Annotated in this window: 24 protein-coding genes and 2 pseudogenes; 17 read left to right on the top strand and 9 right to left on the bottom strand. The window is 70.0% G+C overall.

Features of this window, described 5'->3' with window-relative positions:
- The first annotated feature begins 70 nt into the window (after positions 1–70).
- Positions 71–742 carry a TetR/AcrR family transcriptional regulator gene (locus tag ACFVJX_RS08570; RefSeq protein ID WP_384122232.1) on the top strand — a complete coding sequence of 224 codons (672 nt, stop codon included), beginning with the start codon at positions 71–73 and terminating at the stop codon, positions 740–742.
- Here ACFVJX_RS08570 and ACFVJX_RS08565 read toward each other — a convergent pair.
- A pseudogene (locus ACFVJX_RS08565) lies at positions 735–2,159 on the bottom strand (glycoside hydrolase family 30 beta sandwich domain-containing protein); the annotation flags it as partial. The gene ACFVJX_RS08570 and the pseudogene ACFVJX_RS08565 sit on opposite strands and share 8 nt — an antisense overlap.
- Before the next feature lie 339 nt (positions 2,160–2,498).
- Between ACFVJX_RS08565 and ACFVJX_RS08560 the strand changes: the two are divergent.
- Entirely contained in the window at positions 2,499–3,041 is a 543-nt protein-coding gene (locus ACFVJX_RS08560) for a TetR family transcriptional regulator (protein WP_384122608.1), read from the top strand.
- A gap of 251 nt (positions 3,042–3,292) precedes the next feature.
- Here the strand turns inward: ACFVJX_RS08560 and ACFVJX_RS08555 are convergent, their stop codons facing one another.
- Positions 3,293–4,330: an NAD(P)-dependent alcohol dehydrogenase gene (locus tag ACFVJX_RS08555; protein WP_384122234.1), complete on the bottom strand. Its 1,038-nt coding sequence runs from the start codon at positions 4,328–4,330 to the stop codon at positions 3,293–3,295.
- 97 nt (positions 4,331–4,427) lie between these two features.
- Between ACFVJX_RS08555 and ACFVJX_RS08550 the strand changes: the two genes are divergently transcribed.
- Positions 4,428–5,018 (top strand): TetR family transcriptional regulator, encoded by a 591-nt coding sequence (locus ACFVJX_RS08550; RefSeq protein ID WP_384122237.1) that lies wholly within the window; start codon positions 4,428–4,430, stop codon positions 5,016–5,018.
- Positions 5,019–5,164: 146 nt separating this feature from the next.
- Here ACFVJX_RS08550 and ACFVJX_RS08545 read toward each other — a convergent pair whose 3' ends face one another.
- Positions 5,165–5,488 (bottom strand): hypothetical protein, encoded by a 324-nt coding sequence (locus ACFVJX_RS08545; RefSeq protein ID WP_384122240.1) that lies wholly within the window; start codon positions 5,486–5,488, stop codon positions 5,165–5,167.
- A gap of 59 nt (positions 5,489–5,547) precedes the next feature.
- Here ACFVJX_RS08545 and ACFVJX_RS08540 point away from each other — a divergent pair, with 59 nt between their 5' ends.
- The 3 genes from ACFVJX_RS08540 to ACFVJX_RS08530 all read left to right on the top strand — a co-directional run bounded on the left by ACFVJX_RS08540 (position 5,548) and on the right by ACFVJX_RS08530 (position 8,374).
- Complete coding sequence (locus ACFVJX_RS08540; RefSeq protein WP_384122243.1) at positions 5,548–6,108, top strand: hypothetical protein; 561 nt, start codon at positions 5,548–5,550, stop codon at positions 6,106–6,108.
- Positions 6,109–6,249: 141 nt separating this feature from the next.
- Complete coding sequence (locus tag ACFVJX_RS08535; RefSeq protein ID WP_384122246.1) at positions 6,250–7,392, top strand: DUF3500 domain-containing protein; 1,143 nt, start codon at positions 6,250–6,252, stop codon at positions 7,390–7,392.
- 115 nt (positions 7,393–7,507) lie between these two features.
- Positions 7,508–8,374, top strand: a complete 867-nt coding sequence (locus ACFVJX_RS08530; RefSeq protein ID WP_384122249.1) for a fumarylacetoacetate hydrolase family protein — start codon at positions 7,508–7,510, stop codon at positions 8,372–8,374.
- A gap of 196 nt (positions 8,375–8,570) precedes the next feature.
- Here ACFVJX_RS08530 and ACFVJX_RS08525 read toward each other — a convergent pair whose 3' ends face one another.
- Positions 8,571–10,442, bottom strand: coding sequence for a transketolase (locus ACFVJX_RS08525; protein WP_384122252.1), 1,872 nt, complete (start codon positions 10,440–10,442; stop codon positions 8,571–8,573).
- Between the two features lie 453 nt (positions 10,443–10,895).
- Here ACFVJX_RS08525 and ACFVJX_RS08520 point away from each other — a divergent pair, with 453 nt between their 5' ends.
- Positions 10,896–12,590 (top strand): PP2C family protein-serine/threonine phosphatase, encoded by a 1,695-nt coding sequence (locus ACFVJX_RS08520; RefSeq protein ID WP_384122254.1) that lies wholly within the window; start codon positions 10,896–10,898, stop codon positions 12,588–12,590.
- 187 nt (positions 12,591–12,777) lie between these two features.
- On the opposite strand, the gene ACFVJX_RS08515 is transcribed toward ACFVJX_RS08520, so the two are convergent.
- Entirely contained in the window at positions 12,778–13,818 is a 1,041-nt protein-coding gene (locus tag ACFVJX_RS08515) for a hypothetical protein (protein WP_384122256.1), read from the bottom strand.
- A 572-nt stretch (positions 13,819–14,390) separates the two neighbouring features.
- Between ACFVJX_RS08515 and ACFVJX_RS08510 the strand changes: the two genes are divergently transcribed.
- The 3 genes from ACFVJX_RS08510 to ACFVJX_RS08500 all read left to right on the top strand — a co-directional run bounded on the left by ACFVJX_RS08510 (position 14,391) and on the right by ACFVJX_RS08500 (position 16,614).
- Positions 14,391–15,080 carry a DUF6882 domain-containing protein gene (locus tag ACFVJX_RS08510; protein ID WP_384122258.1) on the top strand — a complete coding sequence of 230 codons (690 nt, stop codon included), beginning with the start codon at positions 14,391–14,393 and terminating at the stop codon, positions 15,078–15,080.
- A gap of 166 nt (positions 15,081–15,246) precedes the next feature.
- A complete protein-coding gene (locus tag ACFVJX_RS08505; RefSeq protein ID WP_384122261.1) occupies positions 15,247–15,984 on the top strand; it encodes a dienelactone hydrolase family protein in 738 nt (245 codons plus the stop codon).
- A 126-nt stretch (positions 15,985–16,110) separates the two neighbouring features.
- Positions 16,111–16,614, top strand: a complete 504-nt coding sequence (locus ACFVJX_RS08500; protein WP_384122263.1) for an N-acetyltransferase — start codon at positions 16,111–16,113, stop codon at positions 16,612–16,614.
- A gap of 406 nt (positions 16,615–17,020) precedes the next feature.
- On the opposite strand, the gene ACFVJX_RS08495 is transcribed toward ACFVJX_RS08500, so the two are convergent.
- Positions 17,021–17,347: a hypothetical protein gene (locus ACFVJX_RS08495; protein ID WP_384122265.1), complete on the bottom strand. Its 327-nt coding sequence runs from the start codon at positions 17,345–17,347 to the stop codon at positions 17,021–17,023.
- Positions 17,348–17,733: 386 nt separating this feature from the next.
- Between ACFVJX_RS08495 and ACFVJX_RS08490 the strand changes: the two genes are divergently transcribed.
- From ACFVJX_RS08490 to ACFVJX_RS08480, 3 genes are all read left to right on the top strand, one after another.
- A complete protein-coding gene (locus ACFVJX_RS08490) occupies positions 17,734–18,273 on the top strand; it encodes a hypothetical protein (protein ID WP_384122268.1) in 540 nt (179 codons plus the stop codon).
- 763 nt (positions 18,274–19,036) lie between these two features.
- Complete coding sequence (locus tag ACFVJX_RS08485) at positions 19,037–19,642, top strand: N-acetylmuramoyl-L-alanine amidase (RefSeq protein WP_384122270.1); 606 nt, start codon at positions 19,037–19,039, stop codon at positions 19,640–19,642.
- 62 nt (positions 19,643–19,704) lie between these two features.
- Positions 19,705–20,256 carry a YciI family protein gene (locus tag ACFVJX_RS08480; RefSeq protein ID WP_384122272.1) on the top strand — a complete coding sequence of 184 codons (552 nt, stop codon included), beginning with the start codon at positions 19,705–19,707 and terminating at the stop codon, positions 20,254–20,256.
- 137 nt (positions 20,257–20,393) lie between these two features.
- Here ACFVJX_RS08480 and ACFVJX_RS08475 read toward each other — a convergent pair whose 3' ends face one another.
- Positions 20,394–21,359, bottom strand: a complete 966-nt coding sequence (locus ACFVJX_RS08475) for a pirin family protein (RefSeq protein WP_384122275.1) — start codon at positions 21,357–21,359, stop codon at positions 20,394–20,396.
- 141 nt (positions 21,360–21,500) lie between these two features.
- Between ACFVJX_RS08475 and ACFVJX_RS08470 the strand changes: the two genes are divergently transcribed.
- Both ACFVJX_RS08470 and ACFVJX_RS08465 read left to right on the top strand, forming a co-directional pair.
- Positions 21,501–21,863 (top strand): tetratricopeptide repeat protein, encoded by a 363-nt coding sequence (locus tag ACFVJX_RS08470; RefSeq protein WP_384122277.1) that lies wholly within the window; start codon positions 21,501–21,503, stop codon positions 21,861–21,863.
- 185 nt (positions 21,864–22,048) lie between these two features.
- On the top strand, positions 22,049–22,582 hold the full coding sequence (locus ACFVJX_RS08465) for a GNAT family N-acetyltransferase (protein WP_384122280.1): 534 nt from the start codon (positions 22,049–22,051) through the stop codon (positions 22,580–22,582).
- Between the two features lie 118 nt (positions 22,583–22,700).
- Here the strand turns inward: ACFVJX_RS08465 and ACFVJX_RS08460 are convergent, their stop codons facing one another.
- The gene (locus ACFVJX_RS08460) at positions 22,701–23,474 is read right to left on the bottom strand and encodes a CbtA family protein (protein ID WP_384122283.1); all 774 of its coding nucleotides are present in this window, start codon (positions 23,472–23,474) and stop codon (positions 22,701–22,703) included.
- A gap of 28 nt (positions 23,475–23,502) precedes the next feature.
- Entirely contained in the window at positions 23,503–23,718 is a 216-nt protein-coding gene (locus ACFVJX_RS08455; protein WP_384122285.1) for a CbtB-domain containing protein, read from the bottom strand.
- 262 nt (positions 23,719–23,980) lie between these two features.
- Between ACFVJX_RS08455 and ACFVJX_RS08450 the strand changes: the two genes are divergently transcribed.
- Both ACFVJX_RS08450 and ACFVJX_RS08445 read left to right on the top strand, forming a co-directional pair.
- On the top strand, positions 23,981–24,565 hold the full coding sequence (locus ACFVJX_RS08450) for a histidine phosphatase family protein (protein ID WP_384122288.1): 585 nt from the start codon (positions 23,981–23,983) through the stop codon (positions 24,563–24,565).
- Between the two features lie 206 nt (positions 24,566–24,771).
- Positions 24,772–25,656 (top strand): annotated as a pseudogene (locus ACFVJX_RS08445) (family 16 glycosylhydrolase); the annotation flags it as partial.
- Between the last annotated feature and the right edge of the window lie 161 nt (positions 25,657–25,817).

The following is a 25,817-nucleotide window of genomic DNA, read 5'->3' as shown; positions in this document are numbered from 1 at the left end:
AGACGGCCTGGAACATCGTTCCATAGCTCCATGCTGGAACAACGTTCCAGGCCGTGTCAAACTGGTCCCCATGGCGAACGGATCACCTCAGGCCAATCGGCGCACCGACGCGCTCTCGAAGGAACGCATCGTCGAGGCCGCGATCGAGATGCTTGACGCCGGCGGGGAGAAGGCCCTGACCTTCCGGGCCCTCGGGGCGCGCCTGTCCACCGGGAGCGGGGCGATCTACTGGCACGTCGCCAACAAGGACGAACTGCTCGCGGCGGCCACCGACGACGTCATCGCCCGTGTCGTGACCGACGTGGCCGACGACGCCGAGCCGCGGAAAGCGATCCGGACCATCGCCCTGGGTGTGTTCGACGCGATCGACGCACATCCATGGGTGGGGTCCCAGCTCTCCCGTGCACCGTGGCTGGCGGCGATCCCACGAATATTCGAGGGCTTCGGCAGCCAGCTGGAGGCGCTCGGAGTTTCCGAGGAGTCGCTGTTCGAATCCACCTCCGTGCTCGTGAACCACGTCCTCGGTGTCGCGGGGCAGAACGCCGCGAACGGCCGCCCCGACGCACACGCGGTGGATCGCGGAACCTTCCTCGGCACAGTCGCCGAACAGTGGACACGGCTCGACCCGGAGCGGTTTCCCTTCGTGCACCGGGTGGCCGCGCAGTTGCCCGGGCACGACGACCGCGAGCAGTTCCTCGCCGGTGTCGACATCTTCCTGGCGGGGATCAGGGCTGCCAGGTGAACGTCGCCACCGCACCCGCGGGCAGCGTGTACGCCAGCGAGCGGCCGTCGTCCGTGAGCGAGAACTGCTGGGCGGACGAGCCCGTGTTCACCGCGTACACGACACGCTCGCCGTCCGGGTTCTGGAAGGCGACGTTCTGGATGGCGCCGTCGGAGGTGGAGCCGATGCGGGTCGCGCCCACGTCCACGAACTTCGACAGGTGGCCGAGGGTGTAGTACTCGGCGTTGGGTGTGAAGCCGTCGCCCGCGATCTCGACCACGCCGTTGCAGCTGGTCGAGCAGTTGCCCTGGTGGGGGCCGCCATTCGGGTCGAGTGCGAGGTTCCAGTCGATGACTGTCTCGCCCCCGGCTCGCATGTTCCGTACGACCAGGTTCTCGGCGTGCCAACCGAGGGTGTCCTTGAAGGTGTCGCCGGCGTTCGCGGAGTCGGTGCCGGAGCATTCGGTGAAGAAGACGCGCTTGCCCGCGTCGCGGATCTGCTGCTCGGCCTCGGGGGTGCCTCCGTAGCAGTGGAAGGCGGCACCGATCAGCCGGGACATGCCGGACGTCTTGCTGAAGACGTCGAGCGGGTACTCGGGGTGGTCCCAGTTGTGGTCGTACGCCAGGAGGCTGGTGTCCAGACCGTTGTCAGTGAGGGTCTTGTCCAGGACCTGGAGGAAGTCCGCCTGTTCGGAGGAGGTCATCGCCATGGAGGGGTAGCTCGCTTCGAACTGCGGCTCGTTCTGGACGGTGAGATCGGCGAGCTCGATTCCCTCGGCCCCGTACGCCTCGATCGCCCTGACCAGGTAGTCGGCGTAGTCCTGGTAGTGGGCAGGCTCGAGCTTCCCTCCCTTGAGGTCCTTGCTGGTCTTCATCCAGGCCGGGGCCGACCAGGGAGTTCCCATGAATCGGATCGAGGAGTTGACCGCCTGGGCCTGCTTGATGACCGGGATGGTCTCCTTGCGGTCCCGGTCGATGGAGAACGATCCCTGGACGTCCTCGTACGTCGTGAAGCCGTCGTCGGCGTTGAAGTCGCTGCTGCCGAGGGGCTGGCGCAGGTAGTTCAGGCCGATGCCGTCCCCGTTCCGGGAGAAGAGCGAGGTGAGCAGTGAGGCCCTTGTGCCGGCCGGGAGCTGCTGGATCAGGTGGGCCGAGGCCTCGGTCACGGACGCGCCCGCGCCGGTGAACTTCTGACCCGTGGCGGACGGGTCGATCCTGATGTCCGTGGACTGCGGGTCGCTCGTGAAGGGGACGCTTCCGGCGTCCTTCAGCTTGCTTTCGCCGTCGGGTGTGGTGATCCACACCTGGGCGGCGTCCGCGGCGGCCCGGCCGGGAGAGGTGCCGTGGGCGACGCCTGTGCAGATGAGGGCGAGGGCGGCCGCGGTGACGGTCGTCTTCGCAGCCCGCGTCCGGGCACGGGTACGTGTGTGTGCTCTCATGTTGCGGCTCCTTCGATCGCGGTGGGGCACGACAGGGTCCGCCCGTCACTCTTCGACGGAAGACCCAAATCCCGTACGAAAAACGGAAGTTCAAAACACTCACGGCCGCCCCGCCGTCCTGCGCAGGCAGCACCGGGGGAAGTCATGGGCGGCATGTAAGCACGCTTACTAAGTGCTTAGTAAGTGGTCGTGCGAAACTTCTTTCCCAGCGCCGGGACCCGGCCTAGACTCCGCCTGGTGAGGACGGACAAGGCGGCGACGACCGCCCACAGAACAGGTGGACGCGCCGGCGGCGGACGCAGTCCCGCCGCCCAGGAGCGCCACGACGAGATCCTCGAAATCGCCATGGAGACTTTCGCGGCCCGCGGTTACGGCAAGGCGTCACTGGCCGAGATAGCCGAACGGGCAGGCCTGACCCAGGCCGGCGTACTGCACTACTTCCGCTCGAAGGCCAACCTGCTGACCGAGGTCCTCGACCTGCGTGACGCCGGCGACATCGCCGACCTCGGCCCCTCGCGCCCGCGCGGTCTGGCCTTTCTTCAGCACCTGGTGGACACCGCGCACCGCAACGCCGAGCGCGAGGGAATCGTCCGTCTCTACGCGGTCCTCTCGGCCGAGAGCGTCACCGAGGACCACCCCGCCCAGTCGTATTTCCGCAACCGCTACACGGGCCTGCGCGCCTTCGTGGCCGAAGCCCTCACGGAGGCGTGCGCACTGGGCGAGGTGCGCCAGGACGTGGATGTCGCGGGGGCCGCGAACGCGATCGTCGCCGTGATGGACGGCCTGCAGGTGCAGTGGCTGCTGGATCCGGGGGCGGTGGACATGGCGGCATCGACGAGATGCGTGATCGAGGCGTTGGTGGAGAACCTTCGCGGCCGGTGACATCGGCATGGCTTCGACGTGTCACGGACGGCTCGTGACGTCACGGAGCCATGACGTGTCACCGCATCATGGAGTACACACGTGCCATGAGGCAGGCACCCGCCATGGCGTACACACGCGGCATGGATCACACATGCGCCATGGGCTGCACACGTGGCATGAAGTGCAACGTATCGCCGTCGCTCATCGGCTTCTGTGGTGCCGACCGGGCCCCCGCTCCACCGGCGACGCCTGTCGTGCCTCCGTCCCGCTCAGCCCAGGTCGGACATGTCGAGCACGAAGCGGTAGCGGACATCGTTACGGCCAAGACGGTCAAGTGCCTCGTTCACCCTTGCCGAGGGGAGCAGTTCGATCTCGGCCGTGATGCCGTGCTCGGCGCAGAACTCCAGCATGGCGGCGGTCGCCGGCCTGCCGCCGCTGCCTGCGGAGCTGAGCTTCTTGCGTCCCACGAGCAGATCGAGGACTTCCACGGTGACGGAGCCGAGGTACCCGAGCTGGCTGAGCGTCCCCTCCATCGCGACCAGGCCCAGATACGGGCCGAGATCGTGCGGGGAGGAGATGGTGTCGATGACGACGTCGAAGCTGTCGCGTGCGTCAGCCATCTGCTGCGGGTCCGTGGACACGACGAGACTCCGAGCGCCGAGACGACGGGCGTCGTCGGCCTTGTCCGGTGAGCGGCTGATCACCGAGGTGTCGGCGCCGAGCGCGACGGCGACCTTGACCGCGAGATGCCCCAGGCCGCCCAGCCCCGCCACGGCGACACGGCTTCCCGGCCCCACGCCGAGCGTCTGCAACGGTTCCCAGACAGTGATACCCGCGCAGAGCAGAGGAGCGGCGGCGGCCGGATCCAGACCGGCGGGAAGCGGATAGGCGAAACCTTCACGGACGACGTACTCGCGGGAGTAGCCCCCCAGGGTCGTCGATCCGTCCTGCCGGTCGGTGCCGTTGTAGGTCGTGGTCGGGAAGGCACGGCAGAAGTTCTCCTGGCCGGCCCTGCACATGGCGCATTCACCGCACGAATCGACGATGTTGCCCACCCCGACCGGGTCGCCCACGGCGAACTGGGTGACCGCGGATCCGGTCTCGGTCACCACGCCGGTGAACTCGTGCCCGGGCACCAGGGGCTGTTTGCCGTCCCGAGCACCGATGGCGTGCAGATCGGTGTGGCAGACGCCGCAGTAGTCCACCCGGACCGCCAGATCGTCGGGCCGCAGGTCACGCCGTTCCAACGCTGTCCGCCGAAGTGTCGTCGACGGACCTTCGACCTGCCAGCCAACTGTGTTCCTCACGATACTTCTCCCTTTAGACAGACTGGTTTGTTTGTTTGAGAGTAGGACCCTCCGGCCCGCAAGGCAAACCAACTGTTCTGTTCAGTATCGTGGGGGCATGACTGAGCAACCCCTGACCTCGCGCGGAGCCGCCACTTACCAGCGCATCCTCGATGTGGCGATCCAGGAGTTCGCCGAGCACGGGATCGCCGGAGCGCGTGTCGAGCGGATCGTGGCCGCGGCACGCACCAACAAGGCTCAGCTCTACTCCTACTTCGGCAGCAAGGAAGGGCTCTTCGACGCCATCTTCTTCGGCTCGCTGGAGCGGATCGTGAACGCAGTCCCGATCGACGCCACCGACCTCGCGGAATGGGCCGTGCGCCTGTACGACGAGTACCTGTGCCGCCCCGCCCTCATCCGGCTGGCGACCTGGGCGCGTCTGGAGCGCCGCCCGGCCGGTCATCTGGTCGACCACCCCGACCGCCTCAACGATCACAAACTGCGCGCCATCGCCGAGGCCCAGGCCGCCGGCCTCGTGCGCCAGGGAGATCCCTTCGACGTCATGGCCGTGGTGATCGCCATGTCCATGGCCTGGTCGCCGGTCAGCAACGTGTACGCGGCGACCGCGCAGGAACCCCCGGAAGTGCACGAACGACGTCGTGCACTGCTCCGGGAGAGTGTCCGCCGCGCCATGACAGCCGACCGGTAGAACACCGCGGCACCCCCACGGCACCCGCCTCCTCGGCCTTGCCGGCCGGCGAGGCGGGTGCCGGACAGGTCATCGGAACGCGGTGACGTTCAGGCGCGGCCGGGCATCACCCGCCGCGTCGGCCGGCAAGGCCGAGGAAAACCGGCTCACCTGTGTTCGGCGTCGTACCGGTACGGGCCGAGGTACATGAAGAGGCCGGCGCAGATCACGCACACGACGGCCAGTGTGAGCATGGCCGGGGTGTAGGAGCCATAAGCCTCCCGGCTCGCGCTGACGGCGGACGAGGCGATCGCCCCGCCGATCTGGAACGCCGAGAACGCGATGCCGTAGATCTTGCCGTAGGCCATACGTCCGAAGTGCCGGGGGACGAGGTAGCTGAGGACGTCGAACTCCGAGCCGATCAGCAACCCGGCCAGCGCCGCAGCGATGAGCCCCGTCACCACGTTCGGTCCCGCCGCGAACAGGAGCACCGAGACGAGACCACCGGCCGGAACGCGGCGGCCACGTCCGGGAGATCATCGACGAGGCGGTGGCCGCCGGACGTGTCATCTGTGAGCTGGATCCCGTCAAGGCGGCGGCCCGCGACGCCGAGATGAGGAGGCGGTCGCGCGATCCGCTCGCCGATACCCGGCAGCCTCCGCACCCTCGGCTGGGCGAGCCGTCGTTGACGATGGCGGGGACAGGGTCCGAGGGCCGGCTGGCGCCGCAGGGGCGGGTCAGGTCGGGCCGGCGGGAAGGGCTGTTCGACGATGTGGTCGGCAAGGGCTGGCAGCTGATCAGTCGTGCCGGCAGTCCCGTCGAGTGCCTGGACGAGGCGGACCTGTCCTGGTTCCGGCAGATCGGGGGTGTGGTCGCCGACGTGTCGGGGCGGGGAGCCGTCGAGGACGTCGACGGCGTCTACGAACGATGGTTCGCCGACCACGCGTGCGAAGCGTTCCTCGCGCGGCCGGACTTCTACGTGTTCGCGGCCGGCGAGCACGCGGGCATCCCCGAATTTGTCGCTCAGCTGCGCCGGACGCTTCAGCCCGCCGTGGGGCGGCCCCGCCGGCCCGGCTCCCCCACCGCCCGCCATGCGGGCGGGAACCAGTGAGCCGGTCAGCGACCGGACCTGCGCAATGCTGTTCCTCACCCTCACCCTCGCCCTCGGCCCCTGCCCGTCCCGGCCGGACGGAGCCCGCACGGCCGACTGCGCACCAGATCCTGACCAACCGATGAAGAAGGGCACGACGACATGGCGGGGACCCGACATTCACACCACGGCGACGAGCTTCCCGAGGCGCATCTGCCTCGGCCGGGCGGCTCTTTCGACGCGACCGCGGTCACCTTCGCGGCGATGGGCCTGTTCGACGCGCTGACCGCCGGACAACGCACCAAGGTGCTGCTGCCCTCGACGGATCCGGGCCGGACGCACTGGAACTTCCTTCCCGAGTCGGGCCGCCACGGCCTCGCACTCGGCGAGCTCGACCGTCACCAGGAAGTACTGGCGCACCGGCTCATCGCCGAGTCGATGTCGATTCCGGCGTACGCGCGCGTCATCCAGGTGATGGCCAACGAGCATGTGCTGCGCGAGCTCAATCTCCCCGTGTTCGGTCACATCGCCGCCACGTTCCGCGATGCCCGCGGCTACTTCCTCACCTTCTTCGGCCAGCCGCAGCCGGACACCACCTGGGGCTGGCGTCTGGTCGGTCACCACCTGTCGGTCAACCTCACGGTCGTCGACGGCGACCTGGTCAACGCCACCCCGTTCCTGCTCGGCGCCGAGCCCGCCCGCTTCGGGCCGTTCCGGATCCTCGGCGAGGAGGAGGACGCCGGCTTCGCCTTGCTGGACGGTCTCACCCACGCGCAGCGGGAAGAGGCGATCATCCACTCCAAGCCGCCGGCGGACTTCGTCACCCGCACCGTGGAGACCATCGGTGAAGTCGAGTACCCCGCCTACCACGGGGTCGGCCGTCGCGACGCGATGATCACCGACGCCGATCGCAAGGCTCTCGCCTATTTCCGTGCGCATCCTCGCGGAATCCGCGTCGGCGATCTCTCGACTGCGCAGCGCACCCACTTCGACGACCTGCTCGCCCTGTTCACCGAGCGCGCCCGTCCCGGCCTGGTCGGCTTCGAGATGGATCGCATCGCGGCCGCCGGCGGCGTCGAGGAGTTGCGCTTCGCCTGGGCCGGCGGCACCACCGTCGACCGGCCGCACTACTTCCGCATCCAGGGGCCCGTCACCCTCGTCGAATTCGACAACGCCGAGGACGACGCCAACCACGTGCACAGCGTCTGGCGCGACCCGTCCAACGATTTCGGCGCGGACCTCCTCATGCAGCACCACCTCGCACACGACCACACGGGCTCTTCCGAGGGCACCGTCGACGGGTGAGACGGCAGCTGCGCAGCGGCCCGGTCAAGGTTCACCGGGTGTCGGCGGCGGTGCGGTCGGCAGCAGACAGTCCCCAGGTCGAACACACGTACCTGAGGAGCAGAAAGGGATACAGATGAGAATCATAGGCGTCAAGCGACTCCACGACAGCTGCGGCGTGGAGGTCGCAGCGCTGGTCGAGGACCGGAAGCAAGTCATCGTCATCGCCTCACTCACAGATTTCTGGGCCGATCCGACGGGGCATCTCGCACAACCGCCCACCGGGCCCACTCTTGCCCTCAGCGCTGTGGAACCGGTCCCCCCGGTGCTGCCTGACGCTCGCGTCTTCTGTATCGGACTCAACTACTCGGAGCACGCCGCGGAGGGCAGCTTCCGCGATCAGGAACTCCCTCCCTATCCCACCCTCTTCGCGCGGTGGACCCAGTCCCTGTCCGTGGACGGGGCCGAGGTCCCGGTCCCCTCCAACGAGGCGGGACTCGACTGGGAGGGCGAGGTCGTCGCCTGGGTCGGGACCCCGCTCGTCGATGCCACCGCCGAGGAGGCCGTGCAAGCGGTCGTCGGATACTCCACGTTCAACGACCTGACCGCCCGCAAGGCCCAGAAGCTGACCTCCCAGTGGTCCCTGGGGAAGAACGGGGACCGGTCCGGCCCGATCGGCCCGTTGGTTCCGGCGGCGGAGGTCGGTGACCTCAAGGACGGCTTGCGGCTGCGGACACGGGTCAACGGCGAGACCGTTCAGGACGCCAGGACCGATCAGATGATCTACGGGGTCGGGGAGACGCTCTCCCTGATCTCGCACACGTTGTCCCTTCGCCCGGGGGATCTGCTCGCCACGGGCACACCGTCGGGTGTGGGCTACGCCCGTACGCCTCCGCAGTTGCTGCAGCCGGGAGACACCGTCGAAGTCGAGGTGGAGCGCCTCGGCGTACTGCGCAATGTCGTGGTCGGTAACCACTGCCGGGCGGCGAACAGGGTCTCCTGACCCTGCGGGGCGGTCCGGCCGGGCGCACGAGGCGGCCGACGGCGGGGGCCCTTCCGGAACGCACCGGCGGAGCTCCGCCGGACGCCCCGCGCAGCCCGCCGGGACGGCCCCCGCCCGCGCCGCTCCCGGCCTCGGCGGACGGCTCGTGCGCAAGCGCCTGACTCCCCTTCTCCGCCTCCGGCCCCCGCGTCCTGCTTCAGCCGCGCTTGACCAGGGCGCGGGCGGACTCGGCGATGTGGGAACGGGAGATGCCGGCGGCGTCGAGGAGTTCGTCCGTGGTGCCCGACCCCGGCAGGCCGGTGACGGCGAGGTGGGCGAAGCGCGGGTGAGTACCGGACGTCGCGAGGGCCGAGAGGACCGCTTCGCCGATGCCGCCCTCCGGATGGTGGTCCTCGGCGACGACCAGAGCGCCCGTGTCCGAGGCCGCGCGGACCAGGACATCGGCGTCGACGGGCTTGACCGAGTACAGGTCGATCACACGGGCCGGGATGCCGTCCGCGGCGAGTTCGTCGGCGGCGGCCAGGCACTCGTGCAGGGTGACACCCGCGCCGATCAGGGTGACCCGGTCGTCGTCGCCCCCGCGCAGGGTCTTCGACCCTCCCGGCACGAAGGTCTCGTCCCCGGCGTAGAGAACCGGGTATGCCCCACGTGTGGTGCGCAGGTAGGAGATGCCTTCGATGTCGGCCATGGCGGCCGTCAGAGCCGCCGCCGAGGTCGCGTCGGAGGGGTACAGGACGGTGGATCCGAGGACGGCACGCATCATCGCGAGGTCCTCGACACCCATCTGGGAGGGGCCGTCGGCGCCGATCTCCACACCGCTGTGGGTCCCGCACACGGACATGGTGATCCCGGAGACGGCGGCCATCCGGATGAAATCGTGGGCCCGGGTGAGGAAGGCGGCGAAGGTGGTGGCGTACGGGCGGTAGCCGCGCACGGCCATGCCGACGGCGGTGGCGATCATCTGCTGTTCGGCGATGTAGGTCTGGAAGTACCGCTCCGGATGGGCCTTCTTGAAGTCCTCGGCGTGCGTCGAGTTGCCGACCTCGGCGTCCAGGGCGACCACGTCGGGGCGGGCGCCGAGCGCAGCCAGTGCCTTGCCGAAGGCGACCCGGGTGGCTACTTCGTCTCCGACGTCGTAGCGGGGCAGCTCCACCGGGCCCGCCGCCGCGGCCTGGCGGACGGTGGTCTCGGGCGGCCGGGGACCGCGCACCCTTAGATCGCGGATGCCGCCCAGTTCCGCGACGGCCCGCTCGGCCAGGTCCTCCGGCAGCGGCTTGCCGTGCCAGCCCTCCTGGTCGGCGACCTCGCTGACACCCTTGCCCTTCACGGTCCTGGCGACGATGACGGTGGGTGCCTGCCCGTCGGCGGCGGTGGTCAGGGCCCGGTCGACCTCTTCGAGGTCGTGTCCGTCGACCACGATGGCCCGACAGCCGAATGCCTCGGCACGCCGCGCGTAGGCGGCCGTGTCCCACTGGAGCTCGGTGGGTCCGCTCTGACCGAGCCGGTTGACGTCGACGATTGCGGTGAAGTTGGCGAGTTGGTGCCGCCCCGCCTTGTCGAGCGCCTCCCAGACGGAGCCTTCGCTCATCTCGCTGTCCCCGCAGAGCACCCACACCCGGTAGGGCTGCTTCTCCAGGTCGCGGCCCGCCAGCGCGATGCCGACGCCGTAGGCGATGCCCTGGCCCAGGGAGCCGGTGGCCACATCCACCCAGGGCAGAACCGGGGTGGGGTGGCCCTGGAGGCGCCGGCCGAATCGGCGGTAGGTGGTCATCAGCTCCACGTCGTCGATGACTCCGGCGGCCTTGAACATGGCGTAGAGAAGGGGTGAGGCGTGCCCCTTGGAGAAGATCAGGTGGTCGCCGGCGGGATTGTCCGGCGTCGACCAGTCGTAGTGCAGATGGCGGGCCAGCAGTACGGCCATCAGGTCCGCCGCCGAGAGGCTGGAGGTGGGATGCCCGGATCCCGCGGACGTGCTGGAGCGCACCGAGTCCACTCGGAGTTGCTGGGCGAGCTCGAAGACCTGGGACAGGTCGGTGCCGGAATCCAGTGTGGTCGGTCGGTCGGTCATGGCCTGGCCTTTCGTACGGGGCGGTGGTGCGACTGGAATGGAGTTCCCGGATCCGGGCAATCCATCACATCTCTGATCCGCTTGCCCTCGTTCGGCAGTGGGCCGCAGTCGAGAGCCGCGGCGGGGGCGGCGCAACGGTGTGCGCTCCGCCGGCCTCCCGGCCGGGCCCTCATCACCGGGTTCCCGACAACCGTCCGCCCACACCAGCCGTCCGTGCGCCCCACAGGGCCGGACAGATCCTTTCGTCACCGGACGGCGGCGTGGTCAAGGTCCTCGTTCCACCCGGACTCCGTCGACAGCCCCCATCCACCGCCTCCGCCTGCTGCGACCACCACCCGGCCTACGCCGACTGGCGGCCCCGGCCCCTTGCCTCGATGCTGTTGCGACGCCGCCCGCACACGACACACCGAGAGGACAGCGATGCCTGTAGGCGATCCCTCCTCGGCGGGAGGCGTGCGCTCCCGCCTGGAACTGCAGGCGATCCAGGAGCTCTTGGCAGCCCAGCGGCGCCGGGTCACGGCGTATTCCGAGCTCTACGGGGCCGGCTCCCCCACCCCCACGCGCTCGGCCCCGGGGCCCGCGGCGCCCGCGCCCGCGCCCTCCGGCCAGGACGTGCTCGACGCCCTTCCGATGGCGGCCCTGCTGCTGACCCCCGTCCTCGGCGAGGACGGCGAACTCCAGGACGTCCTCTACCTGGCAGAGAACTCCGCGGCCCGTGACTACGCGGCCTCCCGGTTCCCCCAGGGTTTCCTGCCCCCGCGGGCCGGCCCGGAGTCGCTGTTCCGACGCTTCCCCTCTCTTGCCCGGACGGCGGTCCCCCGCATGCTCGCCGACGCGTTCGGCCGGGCAACTCCGCAGGGCCCCGAATCGGTGGAGTGGCTCGTGACCACGCGCTCGGGCCCGATGCGGATCAATGACGAGGTCCGTGTCGCACCCTGCGGTGACCACCTCCTGCTCACCTGGGAGCGGGGCAACCGGCTCCGCATGGCAGCCGCCGCCCAGCGGTTGGTGCGCACGTGCTGGGCGGAGTGGAATCTCGGAGACCACGGTGTCGAGTCCTCCCGCGGCTTCCGTCAGGTGCTCGGCCTGGCCGAGGACGCCCCGGCGCCCGGCCTGCTCGATCTGGCCACCGCCGCCACACCGGACAGCCTGCCCGCTCTCTATCAGATGTTGTACGACGTCATCCTGCGCAAGCGCACCACCGAGTGCGAACTGCGCCTTCGCGGCGGCGGCGAGCGTGTGTTCCGCATGGTCGCCGAACCCGTACGCATCGCTCCCGGCAGCCTGGTGTGGGCCTTGCGGGCCGTCCTCGTCAACGTCACCGCGGACCGGCGGCGGCGCGAGGCGGCACAGCGCGCCGAGCGCGAGGCGCGCCGCGAGCACGAGCGCGCCGAAGCCGTCGCGGAAGTCGCCGACGTCCTGCGCGAAGCGGTGCTGCCCCACTTCAAGGACGAGCTGGACGCCTACGGCCTCGAGGCGGCGGCCGTCTACCGCCCCGACGCCCGCGGGGCCGGGGTCGGCGGGGACTGGTACAAGGCCCGCAAGCTGCCCGACGGCCGCCTGCTGATCGCCCTGGGCGACGCCCGCGGGCACGGCCTGGAGGCGGTCACCCTGATGGCCAAGCTGAGGTACGCGCTCGCGGGTCTGGCCTACACCGAGGAATCCGTCGAGCGGCTGACCCAGTGGCTCAACGAGGTGGCCTGCGCCGACGGCAGCGAGTCCACCGCCACCGCGATCATCGCCCGCTACCACCCGGAACGCGCCCTGCTCCGGTGGACCTGCGCCGGGCATCCGCGCCCCGTCCTGCTGCGCGGAGGCCGCGCCGGTCAGCTGCCGATGTCCGAGGACGGCCCGGGACTCCCGCTGGGTGTCCTGCCCGGCACGGTCTACGGAGCCACCGCCACGCCGTTGGAGGTCGGCGACATCGTCCTGATCTACTCGGACGGTCTGACCGAGCGCCGTCCGTCCGACCCCGACGAGGACACGCACCGCTTCCTCGGTGCGGCGGAACACTGTTTCCGCGAAGCCGCCCCCGGCATCGAGCACGCCGGACTCCAGGACTACGTCGAACGACTCGTGGCCCGCCTGGACGGTCCGCACCGCACCGACGACGCGACGCTCCTCGCCCTGCGCCGCATCGGCACGTAGCGGAGGCCGGCTTCGGCGACGTGCCGGTTGCCTGCACCACGCGCGGCGGCATCCCCGTGATCATGGCGCTGGGCGCAGCGGATGGGCGCGGGCCACTGTCCACCGCGTCTTCGGCCCCGGGCGCTGCCGGCCAGGGCGTTCGCGCGGCGGCGTGCCGGACGGTGGCCTCGGCTCGTCCGGGAAGGCCCTACTCCTCGTCCCCGGCGAAGCTCAGCAGGTGGGCGCTCTGCTTCTTCCTCTTCTTGGCCGGCCTCTTCACGACCGGCTCGGAGGAACCCTGCTCGGGCGGGGCGTGTCCGGCGGCCCGCCGCTTGTTGCGTTCGGATGCGGACACGAACGGTACGTACTCCTCCTCTTCCGGCTGCTCGGTGAGGTGCCCGAAGTACTGCTGGAGGTGCTCGGGGACGATGTTCTTCACCCCGCGGTCCCAGTCCTGCTGCTCTGCCCCGTGGGCGGGCCGGGGACCGTACTTGAAGTCCTTCTCGATGAGGTCCTTGCGTGCGGCGAGGTCCATCTCCTTGATGGCCTCCTCGACGCCGAACACCTTCGTGACCGCGCCCGCCGGGATCGTCCCCTTGATGAGCACCTCGCGGTCGGCGGCAGCCATGGAGCCGATCTCCGGCCGTTCCGTCAGGTTCGTCTGCCCGTAGACGGCGGGGTCGGCGAGGTTCACCAGCCTTACGCCGGAGCCGAGTTGGTTCACATCGATCTCGATCACCGGCGCCCAGTGCTTCACACGGCGTGGCTTCGGGAGGAAGTGGTCCATGTTCTCGGCGGGACCGTCCATGAAGTTGTACTTGGCGTAGTTGACGGACCTCGCCTGGTCGGGACTGAAGGAGATGTACTGCGTACCGTAGTTGTCACCGCCCACGTGGTGCCCCACGGTGAACGTCGCGTTGGCGTCGACGGGTTCGATGTCCTTCGCCTCGGGCCACTGCTTGAGCGTCTGATAGAGCCTCGTCACCTCGGCGGGGGACGAGAGCCCCGCGCCCAGGTCTCCGTCGGCCGGGGCCACGACGGTGGAGCGGTCCTCCCTGCGTTTGACCTGCGAGGCGATCCGGATCGCCCGGTACAGTCTGGCCGGGCCGCCGCTCTCCGTGTACTCGGCGACGGTCTGCTCGTACGCCTGGTGCGACTGCGTCGCGCTCTGCTGCCCGTCCTCGGTGGACGTCCGCTGGATCATCCGCGTGGCCGCGGTGTTCCCCGCCGTACGCTGGATCGCGGCCATCGTGCCCGGAGTCATCACCCCCCTGGGGCGTGGGCCGCGCGCCGCCGCGACAGGGCCGGGCGATGCTGTACCACGATCCGCCCTGACCGGTGTGCGGGCGGCCCGACGCTCTTTGACACCTGTGTCGTCGTGGGTGTGCATGCAGACCCTTCCTGGGCGGGAACGCGGTGCGGTCATCCTTGATACCCCCGGACGGCCGGCTGCCGCCAGGTACGGAAGGCCAACGAACCCGGCCCGAACGGGCAGACCTCGCTGCACGGACCGCCGTCGCCCCCCCCTCTCGGCGGACGAAGCACCGCCTCGAGCCGGTGGCCCCCATCGCCGGCTGGGCGACGGTCGAGCCGCCCTCCCGCGTACTCCCGGCGTGCCGGCCCGGTGACAAGGGCAGTCGCCAAGAAGGCAGCCCCACGGAGCCGGGCCGAGACGGCCCGGCCCGGCCCGGCTCAAGAAGTACGGGAAACTGCGCTTCGACGACTGTTCCCCCGACCGGAAGTCGGCACGGCGTGACCTGTCCGAGGCCCCACCGCGTCCGGGCTACCCGTCGTTGGGCATCGCCCCCTACGCTCGTGATCATGACAAACAGATTCAGCGACCAGTTCCTGCTCGAGGCCGAGCGGCACTCCGTCTGGGGCGCTGCTCAGCTCGATGCACTCATGGAGTTCCTGCCCGAGGCTCCGTGGAGCGCGGACCTGTCGACATGTTCGTACCAGCAGGGAGAGGTGCGGATACGGGTCGGTGTCCTTGGGACGTACGACATGGAGCAGGGGTCCTGGCTGTGGGGCTGGGCAAACCCGGGGCTCGGTGGGAGCGAGGCCGTGGCGTTGTCGGCTGCCGTGGCGCGGTACGGGCAGGCGCACGGGATTCCTGAGTTCAGCACTGGGGAACTCGATCTGTCCGGGTTCGACGATCCTCGGAGGGCCGCCGAGATGCTGGCCTTTGCGGGGATGGGGGTAGTCAACAGTCTCGGGTACATCGGGCAGCCCGCCGGCCCCGGCACCCAGGTGTACTTCCTGCCCGACGACCCGAAGGTGCCGAGCGCCGAGTTCGACCCCGTCACCCTGCCGCGCGTGATCATGGCCGGGGTCTCGCTCATCGGGCGTTCGCCGCGACAGGCCGTCACGGGATACTTCGAGCACCACGGGGTGCCGCAGCGCGTGGAAGGCGACCGGCTGATCGCTGATCTGCCGACCGGGAACGCCGCCGTTGTCTCCTTCGACCGGATCGGGCGGATCCAAGACATCCGGCTCACCGTAGGCGGCTGAACCGGGGGCCCGGACAGGTGAACCGACAGCGCTGCCGTTGGGACGGGGCTGGTGACGGTTTCCCCGAGGCCTCGCCCTCGCCGTGATCCAGAGGAGTGCCCGCGCTGTTCCGCCAGCGGCAGAACACCAGCCGGACAGGGCTCGACGATCACTAAAGTCCAGTCGCATGACGACGATTACGACGCGCGCGGTCGAGTATCCGGCCGACGGTCTGACGATGATCGGGCACCTTGCGCTCCCGGCCGGTGTCGACCGCCGGCCCGCGGTGCTGCTCGGACCGGAGGGCATGGGGCTCAGCGACGTCGAGCGCCGCCGGGCCGATGCTCTCGCCGAACTGGGATATGTGGCGCTGGCCTTCGACCTTCACGGCGGGCGCTATGTGGGCGACCCCGAGGAGATGCTGGCCCGTTGCCTGCCGCTGCTCGCTGACCCCGACCGGATGCGAGGCATCGGCCACGCGGCGCTCGACGTGTTGCGCACCGAACCGCGGACGGACCGCGACCGGATCGCCGCCGTCGGCTACGGCACCGGGGGCGCCATCGCGCTGGAACTCGGGCGCGATGGCGTCGACCTGCGCGCGATCGGGACAGTCAACGCAACCACCACGGGCCGACCGGGCGAGGCGGCGCGCATTCGTTGCCCCGTGTGGGCCGGCGTCGGATCGGAAGACCCGATCATGCCACCCGCGCAACGGGACGCGTTCACCGCCGAGATGCAGGCCGCGGGCGTCGACTGGCGCCTCGTGGTCTACGGCGGCGCCTTGCACGCCTTCCACCACCCGCCGGTCGACCACCCCGTGGTCCCCGGCGTCGGCCACCACCCACAGCACGCGCGGCGAGCCTGGCGCGACGTCGTCGACCTGCTCGCCGAGTGCCTTCCCGTGACGGAGGACCGGGAGGGATGACCCAGGCAACCACGCGCTCCTCGCGGTGACGGGGACGTCAGGTGAACCGTTCAGGAGCAGGGTCTGGCGGTATGTGGGGAAAATCCAGGAGAGCGCACGACCGCCGCGCTGCTACGGTCGGGCGCCATGAGCTGGCTTCCCGATGACTTCGTCCACCCCGTCCTGGTACCGCTGCCGGGCGGTGGCCACCACCTGCGGCCGATCCGGGAGGCGGACACCCCGCTCGACTATCCGGCTGTGATGGGTTCGCGCGAGCGGCTGTGGAGCATCTTCGGCCCGGCCTGGGGCTGGCCCGCGGCCACCATGACCTACGAGGCCGACCGGATCGACCTGTTGAGGCACGAGAAGGAGATCGCCGCACACCAGTCCTTCAATTACGGGCTGTTCGACGCGGCGGAGACAGCTCTCCTCGGCTGTGTCTACATCGACCCACCGGAGAGGGCCGGCGCGGACGGCGAGATCTCCTGGTGGGTGGTGGACGAGTTGGTGGGCGGCAAGGTCGAGCAGGCCCTCGACGCGCTGGTGCCGCAGTGGATCGCCGCCGACTGGCCGTTCGGGCAGCCGCGCCTCCTCGGCCGCGAGATCTCGTGGTCGGACTGGCTCGCCCTGCCGGAGCATCCCGGCACGTAAGTGGCTGTCGCCCGTACCGATCCCGAAGGCTGTCGATCGAACGGCAGTCTCGATCGGGTGACCGCGGCGGCTTCCCGGCTACCTCGCGCACGTGTACGGCAACGCGGCCGGCCATCCGGACCGGGTGCGCCGGCACCCGTCGGACATGACGGAGGCGGAGTGGGCGACCGTCCGGCCGTTGCTGCCGGTGCCGGCCTGCCCCCAGGGGCGTGGCGGAGGGCCCGCAGCAGGTTGTCTCACAGCCTCACACCCTGGCAGGGCATCTCCAGTCCGTCTGGGCAGAGCGCCTGCGAGCCTCACAATGTGGGGCTCGGCGGGCCGACGGTGCTGCCGCACCGGGCTCCATCTGTCACGGACCGGTGCGACCGGATCTGACGCCGGGGGCGCGCCAGTCGGATGGACATGGCTACTGAGTGGGGCGCCTGCCGGCGGTGTCCAGGTCTTCCATCACGCTCGTGTGCAGGAGGGAAGCTCCGAAGTCCACCGGGTCCATGGGGCCTTCCCGCTGCCCGATGATCAGGTGGCGACGGCTGTAGACGTCGGACCCCCAGCGCTCCACGACCTCGCCGCTCAGGTCGATCTCGAAGGTCACGAAGACGCCCTTCCCGTTCTCGTCGAAATCCAGGGAGCGCAATTGCCCGTGGTTGCCTTCAGCCAGGACACTCCGGATCCCGTCCGTTGCCGCAGCGGCGAAGGCACTGAGGTGGCCGGCGTACTGGTCCCGCAAGGTCACGCTGCGGCTCCTTCCCTGCGGCGAGGCGACCGCGGTAGTTGAGATGACCGGCCGCGATGATCCCGCGCGCGGCCGTCAGGCGTGCCCGAGGTGCTGTGGGTGGGCGTACGGCACCTTCATGTTGCCCCACGTCGAGTTCACGCCGCTGATCTTGTTGGCCTTGGGCGAGGAGTGGGTCGAACGGACCACGGCGACCCCGCCTCCCGGAAGCCGGTTGATCGCTTTCAGCCCCGCTGCCCACGTGATGAATCCATGACGCTCCCACCCTCTACGCTGGTCGAACGAACATCCGCCAATCGGATGCCGAACGGGGGGAGATCCATGCTTTCGTCACCCATGCGGCAGCCTGGCTGCCGTCGCCGCCTTCGACTCATTACGGTCGACGCATGACGAATGAGGGCAGGGCCGAGGACGGCGACGGCGTAGTGGTGGATGAGGCGGTCCGTGCGGCGTGGGACGCCTACCGGGTCCTGGAGAAGCGGACGCCCGCCAAGGAGCGCCAGGAGGCGCAGCAGCGGGTGAAGGCCGCGGTGGACTCCGTCGGGCGCGAGGAGGTCTCCCGGGGCACGGTGTTCCTGGTGGGCGTCTTGACCGGGTACCTGATCGCCGGGCCGGCCGGCGGCGGGGAGCAGCTCGATCCGCTGAACGACCTCATCCCCGCGGTGATCCGCCGGCTGCCCTCCTTCGAGATGGCCGACCCGGAGCAGGTGCCGATGGCCACCGGGGTCCTGATGGCCGGTGCGATGGGCATGGACACCGTGGCCTGGCGCGACCGGTTCGGGGCGATCGAGCCGAAGGAGGCCATGGTCCATGGCTTCGTGCTGTGGCTGCTCGCGGACCTCTTCGACTCCTTGGTCGACAAGCCGGGCACCATCGACCAGCTGATGCGCGGGACCTTCGACTCCATGGGCACCTCGCAGGACTGACGCGGGACAGGGGGCCTGCGTGGCGGGGATCGGGCGTGAGCCGGCACCGCCGCCCCTCCCGGTGTATGGACACGCCCGGGCGGCCGTGCCGGACACGTTCAGGGCGTAGCAGTCGAAGAGGCCGGGAACGTGGGCATCGTCCGACGTCCAGGTGAGCCGGCCTGTGACGCTCCAGCGGCGGATCCCGGCCGGATTCTCATCGAAGCGCCCGACCCAGTTGTGGCCGGCGTCGTCCACGAGTAGATGCTCGATGGCGTCCCCGACCGAGAAGGACGAGGTCTCACGGCCGAGCGCGTCGAGGACCTGGACCTGTTTCGGGTTCTTGGGCCGGCGGGCGCGAGACGCGACGACGACGAATCCGCCGCCGGGCAGGCGGTCCAGGTGCGGCCGGCGGGCCTGCAGGCCGCTCAGCTCGGCGAGTTCGACACTGCCGCCAGGCGGTCAGCAGCTGCCGGAGCTGCGGCAGCGTTTTCGCGGCGGGCGGACCGATGTGGAATCGGCGACACCAGCCACTCGCCCAGCCGGTTCCCAGCCCGCGCCGGGCGGGAACGACTCCGGCTGGTCCGGTCCGCGTGGCGGATTCGGCGTCCGTCGCTTCGCTCCTCGGCCGGCCCCTGGTGCGTACCGCCTTTGGTCGGCCCTTTGGCATGTCCCAGAAGGTCTTGGCAGGGGCGTGCAGGGGGATCATCATGAGGCACGTCATTGTCATGAACACGGCTTGCGCTTGAGTGCCCCACCACTCCTCTCCCCAAGGGAGCCCCCCATGGATCAGCCCAGCCCCCACGCCCCCAGATCCTCGCGCCGACGCCTGCTGCAGGGCGCCGCCGTCACCGCCGCTGCCGCCGCGCTGGGGCCGCTGGCCGCCGGCCGTGCCGCCGCCGCGGCTCCGTATCCCGCGACGCACTGGATACCGGCCAGCACATCCAACTACACGGTCTCCAGCCGCCCGAGCAGCTACCCCCTGAACTACGTGGTCATCCATGTCACCCAGGAGACCTTCCAGGACGCGATGCGGATCTTCGAGGATCCGGCCCGCCAGGTGTCCGCTCACTACATGGTCGCCTCAGGCGACGGCTACATCGGGCAGTTCGTGCGGGAGAAGGACATCGCCTGGCACGCCGGCAACTGGGACTACAACACGCGCTCCATCGGCATCGAGCACGAAGGCTGGGTCGACCAGCCACAGTGGTTCACCGACGTGATGTACCAGCAGTCGGCGAAGCTCACCGCGGCCGTCTGCGACCGCTACGGCATCCCGAAGACCCGTACGCACATCATCGGCCACGTCGAGGTTCCGGGCGCGGACCACACGGATCCGGGTCCGAACTGGGACTGGACGAAGTACATGAAGCTGGTCAAAGCGGCCTGACCTCTCCGTGCTGCCCGGCCGAATCCCGTTGATCGGCCGGCGAGGGAAGGAAGACTGCGGGCATGGAATTTCTCTGCTATCACCGTGATCGGCCCGGCTCCCTGGCGCTCCGTGACGAGTTGCTGGAGGCGCACTGGTCCTACATGGACGGGTTCGCGGAGGAGATGATCGCCCGCGGTCCGACCCTCACCGCAGACCGGGACGCCCCCACCGGCAGCGTGCACATCGTCGGTCTGCCCGATACCGCCGCCGCTCGGGCCTTCGCCTTCGACGAGCCCGGGTACCAGGCGGGCGTGTACCGCGATGTGTTGCTGCGGCGGTGGCGCAATGTCCTGGGGCGCACCATGTGGGAGTTTCCCGGTGGGGACACCGAGGGCGACCGGTACCTGGTGCTCGGGTTCGGGGAGGGGGCGGCCATCGATCTCGATGTCCCCCCGGGAGAGAGGGAGTTGATTGCCTACGGGCCGCTCCTCTCCGACGACGGTGCCGCCTGGCTGGGTACGGCCGCCCTGCTGCGCGCCCCGGATGCGGACTCCGCCCGCGCCGTGCTGTCCGCCGACGGGTACGCCTCGGTCGAGGTGCACGACTGGCAGTTCGGAGGACGGCCGGACTGAGCTCATTCCGTTGCGCTCGCCGCCCCGGGGCCTGGAATCTCAGACATGTCACCCCCTGCCGCACCTCACTCGACGGGGCCGCCGCCCATCCCGGAATCACCCTGAACGGCGACGGCCCATGCCGGTGAACGCGCTGTTCAGCGCACCCGCCCCCGCGGCTTCAAGGGGACCGGGGGCAACGCCGGAGCATGGAGCGGTGCACCGTCGTAGCCGCGTACGGTGCCGAACCGGTCACCGTTCATCCAGTCCTCACGGGCCCGCGTGATGTCGTCCTGGGTTCGGCCCACGAAGTTCCACCACATGATGATCTCCTCATCGAAGGGTTCACCGCCCAGGAGCATCAGGCCGGCGTCGGATTCCGCGCGCAGCGGGAGTTCCGAGCGGCCGCAGCCGAGGTAGAGCATCGAGCCGGGGAGGACGGGCACGCCGTCGACCTCCGCCTCGCCGGACATCGACAGCACGGCGTACTCGAAGTCGGGGTCGAGCGGGAGCCGGGCCTCGGCTCCCCGGCTCAGGGCCAGGTCCGCGCCGACGATCGGGGTGTACGCGGTACCGGGCGAGGTGGCGCCGTCGAGGTCGCCGAGGATGACCGTGGCGGTGAGGCCGGGGGCGGTGACCGTGGGCAGGTCCGAGTGGTGCTGGAAGTGCGGTTCGACCTCGCGGTGGGCGTCCGGGAGCGCGACCCAGAGCTGGGCGCCGTGCAGCAGGGCGGCGTGCGACCTCGGGCTCTCCTCGGAGTGGCTGATCGCCCGGCCGGACGTCATCAGGCCGAGTTCGTACGGGCGGACCGTCGCCAGGCTGCCGAGGCTGTCGCGGTGCAGGACCTCACCCTCGTGCAGCCAGCTGACCGTCTGAAGGCCCATGTGGGGGTGGGGCGGCACCTGCATGCCCGGCTCGTCGGTGATGTCGTCGGGGCCGTAGTGGTCGACGAAGGCCCAGGCCCCGACCATGCGGCGGCCCAGGTTGGGCAGCAGTCTGCGGACTTCGGTGGACTCCCCGAGCTTCACCCGGCGCGGGGTGAGGAGTTCACGTACCGGTTCGGCGACGACGAAGCCGCGCCCTCCACAGACGGAGAGTGCGGCCTGGCGATCGAGATTGCTCATGGCGCTCAACCTATTCCCGTACGGCTCCGGACGGGCTGTACCCACGCCGAATATTTAGTGGAATGTTAAACCATCTCTTCGTGTTGTGGCGAGGGAACACGTACGGGACCGGCCCGCGGTGGCCTCGACAGAGGAGGACAAATGAGTGACGCCTACTACGAGTTCGGTACTGCCGCCGAGCGGTGGGAGCGCGCACAGTTCTTCTTCGGGTCGAAGGAGTACATGGTCGCGGCCCGGATTCTCGGAGGCCTCGTCGAAGAGGCGCCGGAGCAGGTCGCGCCGCGGCTGCTGCTGGCCAGGGCCTACTACCACTCGGCGCGGCTGGTCCGTGCCGAGACGGAGCTGCGAGCGGTGCTGGAGCTCGACCCCGTCGAGTCCTACGCGCGGCTGATGCTCGGCCGCACCCTGGAGCGGCAGGGTCGCCGGACGGAGGCCGCCACGCACCTGCGGGTGGCGGCCGCGCTGTCTGGTGACTTCCAGGAAGCCGTCGGACAGGAGCGGTGACACACACCGGGCACGCGGAGAGTGCGGGGTGAGGCGCACCCCGCACCGCGCGATTTTCGGGTTCGGCCCACCTTGGGCCGCACCCCGCACCGCGCGATTTTCGGGTGCGGCCCACCTTGGGCTGCACCTCGCACCGTCGATTTTCGGGTGCGTCCCGCCCGCGCCGCGTGATAGGTCACTGAGCCATGAGTGACCTCGCCACACCACGCCTCCTGCTCCGCCCGATGACCGTCTCCGACGCCGAGCACGTGGTGGCGGGCCGGCCGCCGGACGGCGTCCGCTGGGCCGCAGGCTTCCCCTCCCCCGGTGAACGGGCAGCCGCCACGCGCTTCCTCGACACCTGTGCGGACACCGGGGACCCGACCCCGTTCGGCTCGTACGTGATACGGCTTCGCGAGGACGGGCAGCCGGTGATCGGCGGGCTGGGGTTCCACGGGCCGCCCGACGCGGAGGGACACGTCACGATCGGTTACGGGCTCGTGCCGTCCGTACAGGGCATGGGGTACGCCTCCGAGGCGCTTCGCGCCCTGCTGCGGTTCGCCCGTGACCGGGGCGTCGTGTGCGTGCACGGCGACACCGACCTCGACAACACCGCCTCCCAGCACGTGATGACCGCGGCCGGCATGCGTCTCGTGCGGGAGGACGCGCTCCTGAAGCACTACCGGGTGGACTGGGACGGACCCGACAGGCCCGCCGGGCCGGCAGCGGGGACGGAATGAGCCGTGGGCCTGGTACGGCAGAACCCGCACGGGCTTCGGAGCCCCGTGCGGGTTCTGCCGTACCGCGGCACGCTCCGCGTACCGGTCGGCGGTCTGCACCGGCGTGCGCGTACCTGGGTCAGAGTGCGGCCGTCGCCGCCCGTTCCGCCGTGCCGTTTCCGGCCGGGGACGCCTCCGCCCTCGGCATCAGCAGCCGTTCCGTGAGGTAACCGAAGACCAGCCCGAAGGTCGTCCAGAGTGTGAACTGGACCGCGAGCGTGGCCAGCCGGAACTGCCACAACAGGGTGGCCGGGAAGTCCTTTCCGACCTCGTTGAACGAGGGCAGGAAGGCGTAGGAGAGGCCGATCAGCAGTACGTAGCCGGCCGCTGCGGCGATCGTCGCGTTCCAGGCGCCCAGACGTGGAGCCAGCCGCTTGCCGATGATGACGGCGGCGACGGCGAGCAGCACGCTGAGAGCGACCATCAGGAAGAACAGCGTGGTGCGTTTGCCGATGGTGTCGGGGTTGCCGACGGCCGGCGGGTTCGCCGGGTACTTCAGGAACGGCACGATGTACACGGTCAGGAGGGCGGCTCCCGCGATCAGCGCCGCCGTGGCGCGCGGACCGAACCGGCCCATCCGGCCGAGCGCGTAACAGAAGACGAGTGCGGCGATGCCGCCGATGGCCACCCCGAAGACGAGTACACCGGTGGCGAGGCCCGCGGTGGACTGCATGGTGCGGCTGACGAGTTCCTCGCCGCCACCGTGGTCGTGGCTGTGCGCCTCTTCGAGGGCGATGGCCGCGTCCACCCTGGACTCGCCGAGGCAGTAGGCGACGACCAGCGCGAGCGCACCCGCGACGAGGCCGGCCAGCATGCCGCGGACCAGCAGAGCTCTGACAGATATGGAGTTCATGAGGGATTCCCCTGGATCAGCCCGCCGGTCAGTGGCAGGGGAAGCCGAGCAGGTGCCGGCCGTCGTGGACCCACTCGTGCACGCCTTCACCGGAGATGACGGCGGTGGCGCCCTGCTCGGCGCCGACGAAGTACAGCAGGATCAGCATGACGATGCCGAAGAAGACCGCCCAAGGGGCAATGGCCTTCAATGAGATGGGGGTGATGGCGGGTGCGCCGGTGGCGGGGGCAGCAGTCTGTGCCATGGCAGAACCTCCTGTGGGAACACGCGTCCCGATCGTGGTGCCTGAGACGAAGGTGCTGGGTCTGACTTCCCGCACAGGTACGGGTTCACAGTGGCGCGACCGTGCCGGATTCTCACCGGACTTCCGTCACACCGTCGTCATGTCGTCGCGACCATACCGCCTGGGCGCGGGCGCCGCCATGGCGCCATCAGGGGTGCCGAGGCCCTTGGATGCCATGGTGTGCTTGGCCAAGTGGCAACAGTTCAGGGAGTTGAGAGCGGTAATGACGGTACGGGTGATGTTGATCTCACCGGCGATGAACGCCGCGCTGCGGGAGGCCCGCTTCGCCGGTGACGCTCCGCTCGACGAGGCCGGGCTCCGGCACTCCCGGTCCGCCGCGGCGGCGACACCGGCCGCGGACCTGTGCCTGCGGGGGCCGTCCCGGCGCTGCGCCGCCACCGCGGACGCGCTCGGACTCCTGGCCGGGGCCGAACAGGCGCTCCGGGACTGGGACATGGGCCGCTGGTCGGGTGCGCGGCTCTCCGAGGTGAGCACCCGGGAGCCGGAAGGGGTGGCGGCCTGGCTGGCGGACCCGGCCGCCGCACCCCACGGCGGCGAGTCACTGCTCGAGCTGTGCGACCGGGCGGGCGCCTGGCTCGCCTCCCTGCACGGCGGCGAAGCCGGGCGGGTGCTGGGAGTGGCCGAGCCCGCCGTGATCCGGGCCGCGGTCGTCCATGCGCTGGCCCTCCCGCCGGAGGCGTTCTGGCGGCTGGACGTGGCCCCGCTGACGATCACGGAACTCAGCGGCAGGTCGGGGCGGTGGAATCTGCTCTGCGGCCGGCCACTCGCGCCGGGGCTCGGGAGCTGACGCCCCGTCGGCGCAGCGGCCGGAGCGGAACCCGCAAGGTATGTGCAAGAACTGTAGTCCGTACAGGAGTCTTGACACGCTCTTGGTTCACTTCTTAAATCACGTAGTGAACTAAGGCACCAACTCCCCCACGCGGTCGTCATGCCCCCACTTGTCATATGCATGGTGACTCGCTTTTCCTCCGTCCCGCACGGAAAGGAAATCCCATGAGCTCCCCCCACCTGCCCAAACGCCTCCTGATCTCCGCAATCTCGGTGCTCGCCCTCGTCTCGGCCTCCTCCGGCCTTGCGTCCGGCGCCCCGGCGACGCCCGTCTCGGCGCAGGGATCGGCAACCACCCAGTCGTCCGCCGCGGCCGCGTCGTTCACCGACGACTTCGACGGCGCCGCGGGCTCTGCCGTGGACGGCAGCAAGTGGCAGATCGAGACCGGTGACAACGTCAACAACCACGAGGGGCAGTACTACACGGCGGGCAACAACAACGCCGCGCTGGACGGCCAGGGCCACCTGGTCATCACGGCCCGCAAGGAGAACCCGGACAACTACCAGTGCTGGTACGGGACCTGCGACTACACCTCGGCCCGGCTCAACACCTCGGGCAAGTTCACCTCCACGTACGGGCATGTCGAGGCGCGGATGAAGATCCCGCGCGGTCAGGGCATGTGGCCCGCCTTCTGGATGCTCGGTGACGACATCGGGCAGGTCGGCTGGCCCAACTCCGGTGAGATCGACATCATGGAGAACGTCGGCTTCGAGCCGTCCACGGTCCACGGCACCCTGCACGGCCCCGGCTACTCGGGCGCCGGCGGCATCGGGGCGGGCTACACCCTCCCGGACGGCAAGGCCTTCGCCGACGACTTCCACACCTTCGCCATCGACTGGGCCCCGGACTCCGTGAGCTGGTCGGTGGACGGCAACGTCTACCAGCACCGCACGCCCGCCGACACCGGCGGCAACCAGTGGGTCTTCAACAAGCCCTTCTTCCTCATCCTCAACCTCGCGGTCGGCGGCGACTGGCCCGGCAACCCGGACGGGAACACGACCTTCCCCCAGGAACTCGTCGTCGACCACGTCCACGTCTCCACCAGCGACGTCGCACCGCCCGCCTGACCCCGACCCGACCCGGTGGCTCCCGGACCGACGCACCTGACGGGGCGGGGCGGGGGCCCCCCGCGCGTGTGACCGGGCGGGGGAGTGCGCCGGGCAGTGCGGGGGCCGGGGAGTGGCGCAGCCCGTCAGTGGTGCTGTTTGCT

The organism is Streptomyces sp. NPDC127177, assembly GCF_042672475.1.
Lineage (GTDB): Bacteria > Actinomycetota > Actinomycetes > Streptomycetales > Streptomycetaceae > Streptomyces.
The sequence above is the reverse complement of the archived record's forward strand: the minus strand, read 5'-3'. Positions and strand labels throughout refer to the sequence as shown.

What these genes read in the sequence shown, in the direction of transcription:
- ACFVJX_RS08570 (WP_384122232.1), top strand. Translation starts at nt 71, where the DNA reads ATGGCGAACGGATCACCTCAGGCCAATCGGCGCACCGACGCGCTCTCG.
- ACFVJX_RS08550 (WP_384122237.1), top strand. Translation starts at nt 4,428, where the DNA reads ATGACTGAGCAACCCCTGACCTCGCGCGGAGCCGCCACTTACCAGCGC.
- ACFVJX_RS08535 (WP_384122246.1), top strand. Translation starts at nt 6,250, where the DNA reads ATGGCGGGGACCCGACATTCACACCACGGCGACGAGCTTCCCGAGGCG.
- ACFVJX_RS08530 (WP_384122249.1), top strand. Translation starts at nt 7,508, where the DNA reads ATGAGAATCATAGGCGTCAAGCGACTCCACGACAGCTGCGGCGTGGAG.
- ACFVJX_RS08525 (WP_384122252.1), bottom strand. Translation starts at nt 10,442, where the DNA reads ATGACCGACCGACCGACCACACTGGATTCCGGCACCGACCTGTCCCAG.
- ACFVJX_RS08515 (WP_384122256.1), bottom strand. Translation starts at nt 13,818, where the DNA reads ATGGCCGCGATCCAGCGTACGGCGGGGAACACCGCGGCCACGCGGATG.
- ACFVJX_RS08510 (WP_384122258.1), top strand. Translation starts at nt 14,391, where the DNA reads ATGACAAACAGATTCAGCGACCAGTTCCTGCTCGAGGCCGAGCGGCAC.
- ACFVJX_RS08505 (WP_384122261.1), top strand. Translation starts at nt 15,247, where the DNA reads ATGACGACGATTACGACGCGCGCGGTCGAGTATCCGGCCGACGGTCTG.
- ACFVJX_RS08500 (WP_384122263.1), top strand. Translation starts at nt 16,111, where the DNA reads ATGAGCTGGCTTCCCGATGACTTCGTCCACCCCGTCCTGGTACCGCTG.
- ACFVJX_RS08490 (WP_384122268.1), top strand. Translation starts at nt 17,734, where the DNA reads ATGACGAATGAGGGCAGGGCCGAGGACGGCGACGGCGTAGTGGTGGAT.
- ACFVJX_RS08485 (WP_384122270.1), top strand. Translation starts at nt 19,037, where the DNA reads ATGGATCAGCCCAGCCCCCACGCCCCCAGATCCTCGCGCCGACGCCTG.
- ACFVJX_RS08480 (WP_384122272.1), top strand. Translation starts at nt 19,705, where the DNA reads ATGGAATTTCTCTGCTATCACCGTGATCGGCCCGGCTCCCTGGCGCTC.
- ACFVJX_RS08475 (WP_384122275.1), bottom strand. Translation starts at nt 21,359, where the DNA reads ATGAGCAATCTCGATCGCCAGGCCGCACTCTCCGTCTGTGGAGGGCGC.
- ACFVJX_RS08470 (WP_384122277.1), top strand. Translation starts at nt 21,501, where the DNA reads ATGAGTGACGCCTACTACGAGTTCGGTACTGCCGCCGAGCGGTGGGAG.
- ACFVJX_RS08465 (WP_384122280.1), top strand. Translation starts at nt 22,049, where the DNA reads ATGAGTGACCTCGCCACACCACGCCTCCTGCTCCGCCCGATGACCGTC.
- ACFVJX_RS08460 (WP_384122283.1), bottom strand. Translation starts at nt 23,474, where the DNA reads ATGAACTCCATATCTGTCAGAGCTCTGCTGGTCCGCGGCATGCTGGCC.
- ACFVJX_RS08455 (WP_384122285.1), bottom strand. Translation starts at nt 23,718, where the DNA reads ATGGCACAGACTGCTGCCCCCGCCACCGGCGCACCCGCCATCACCCCC.
- ACFVJX_RS08450 (WP_384122288.1), top strand. Translation starts at nt 23,981, where the DNA reads ATGACGGTACGGGTGATGTTGATCTCACCGGCGATGAACGCCGCGCTG.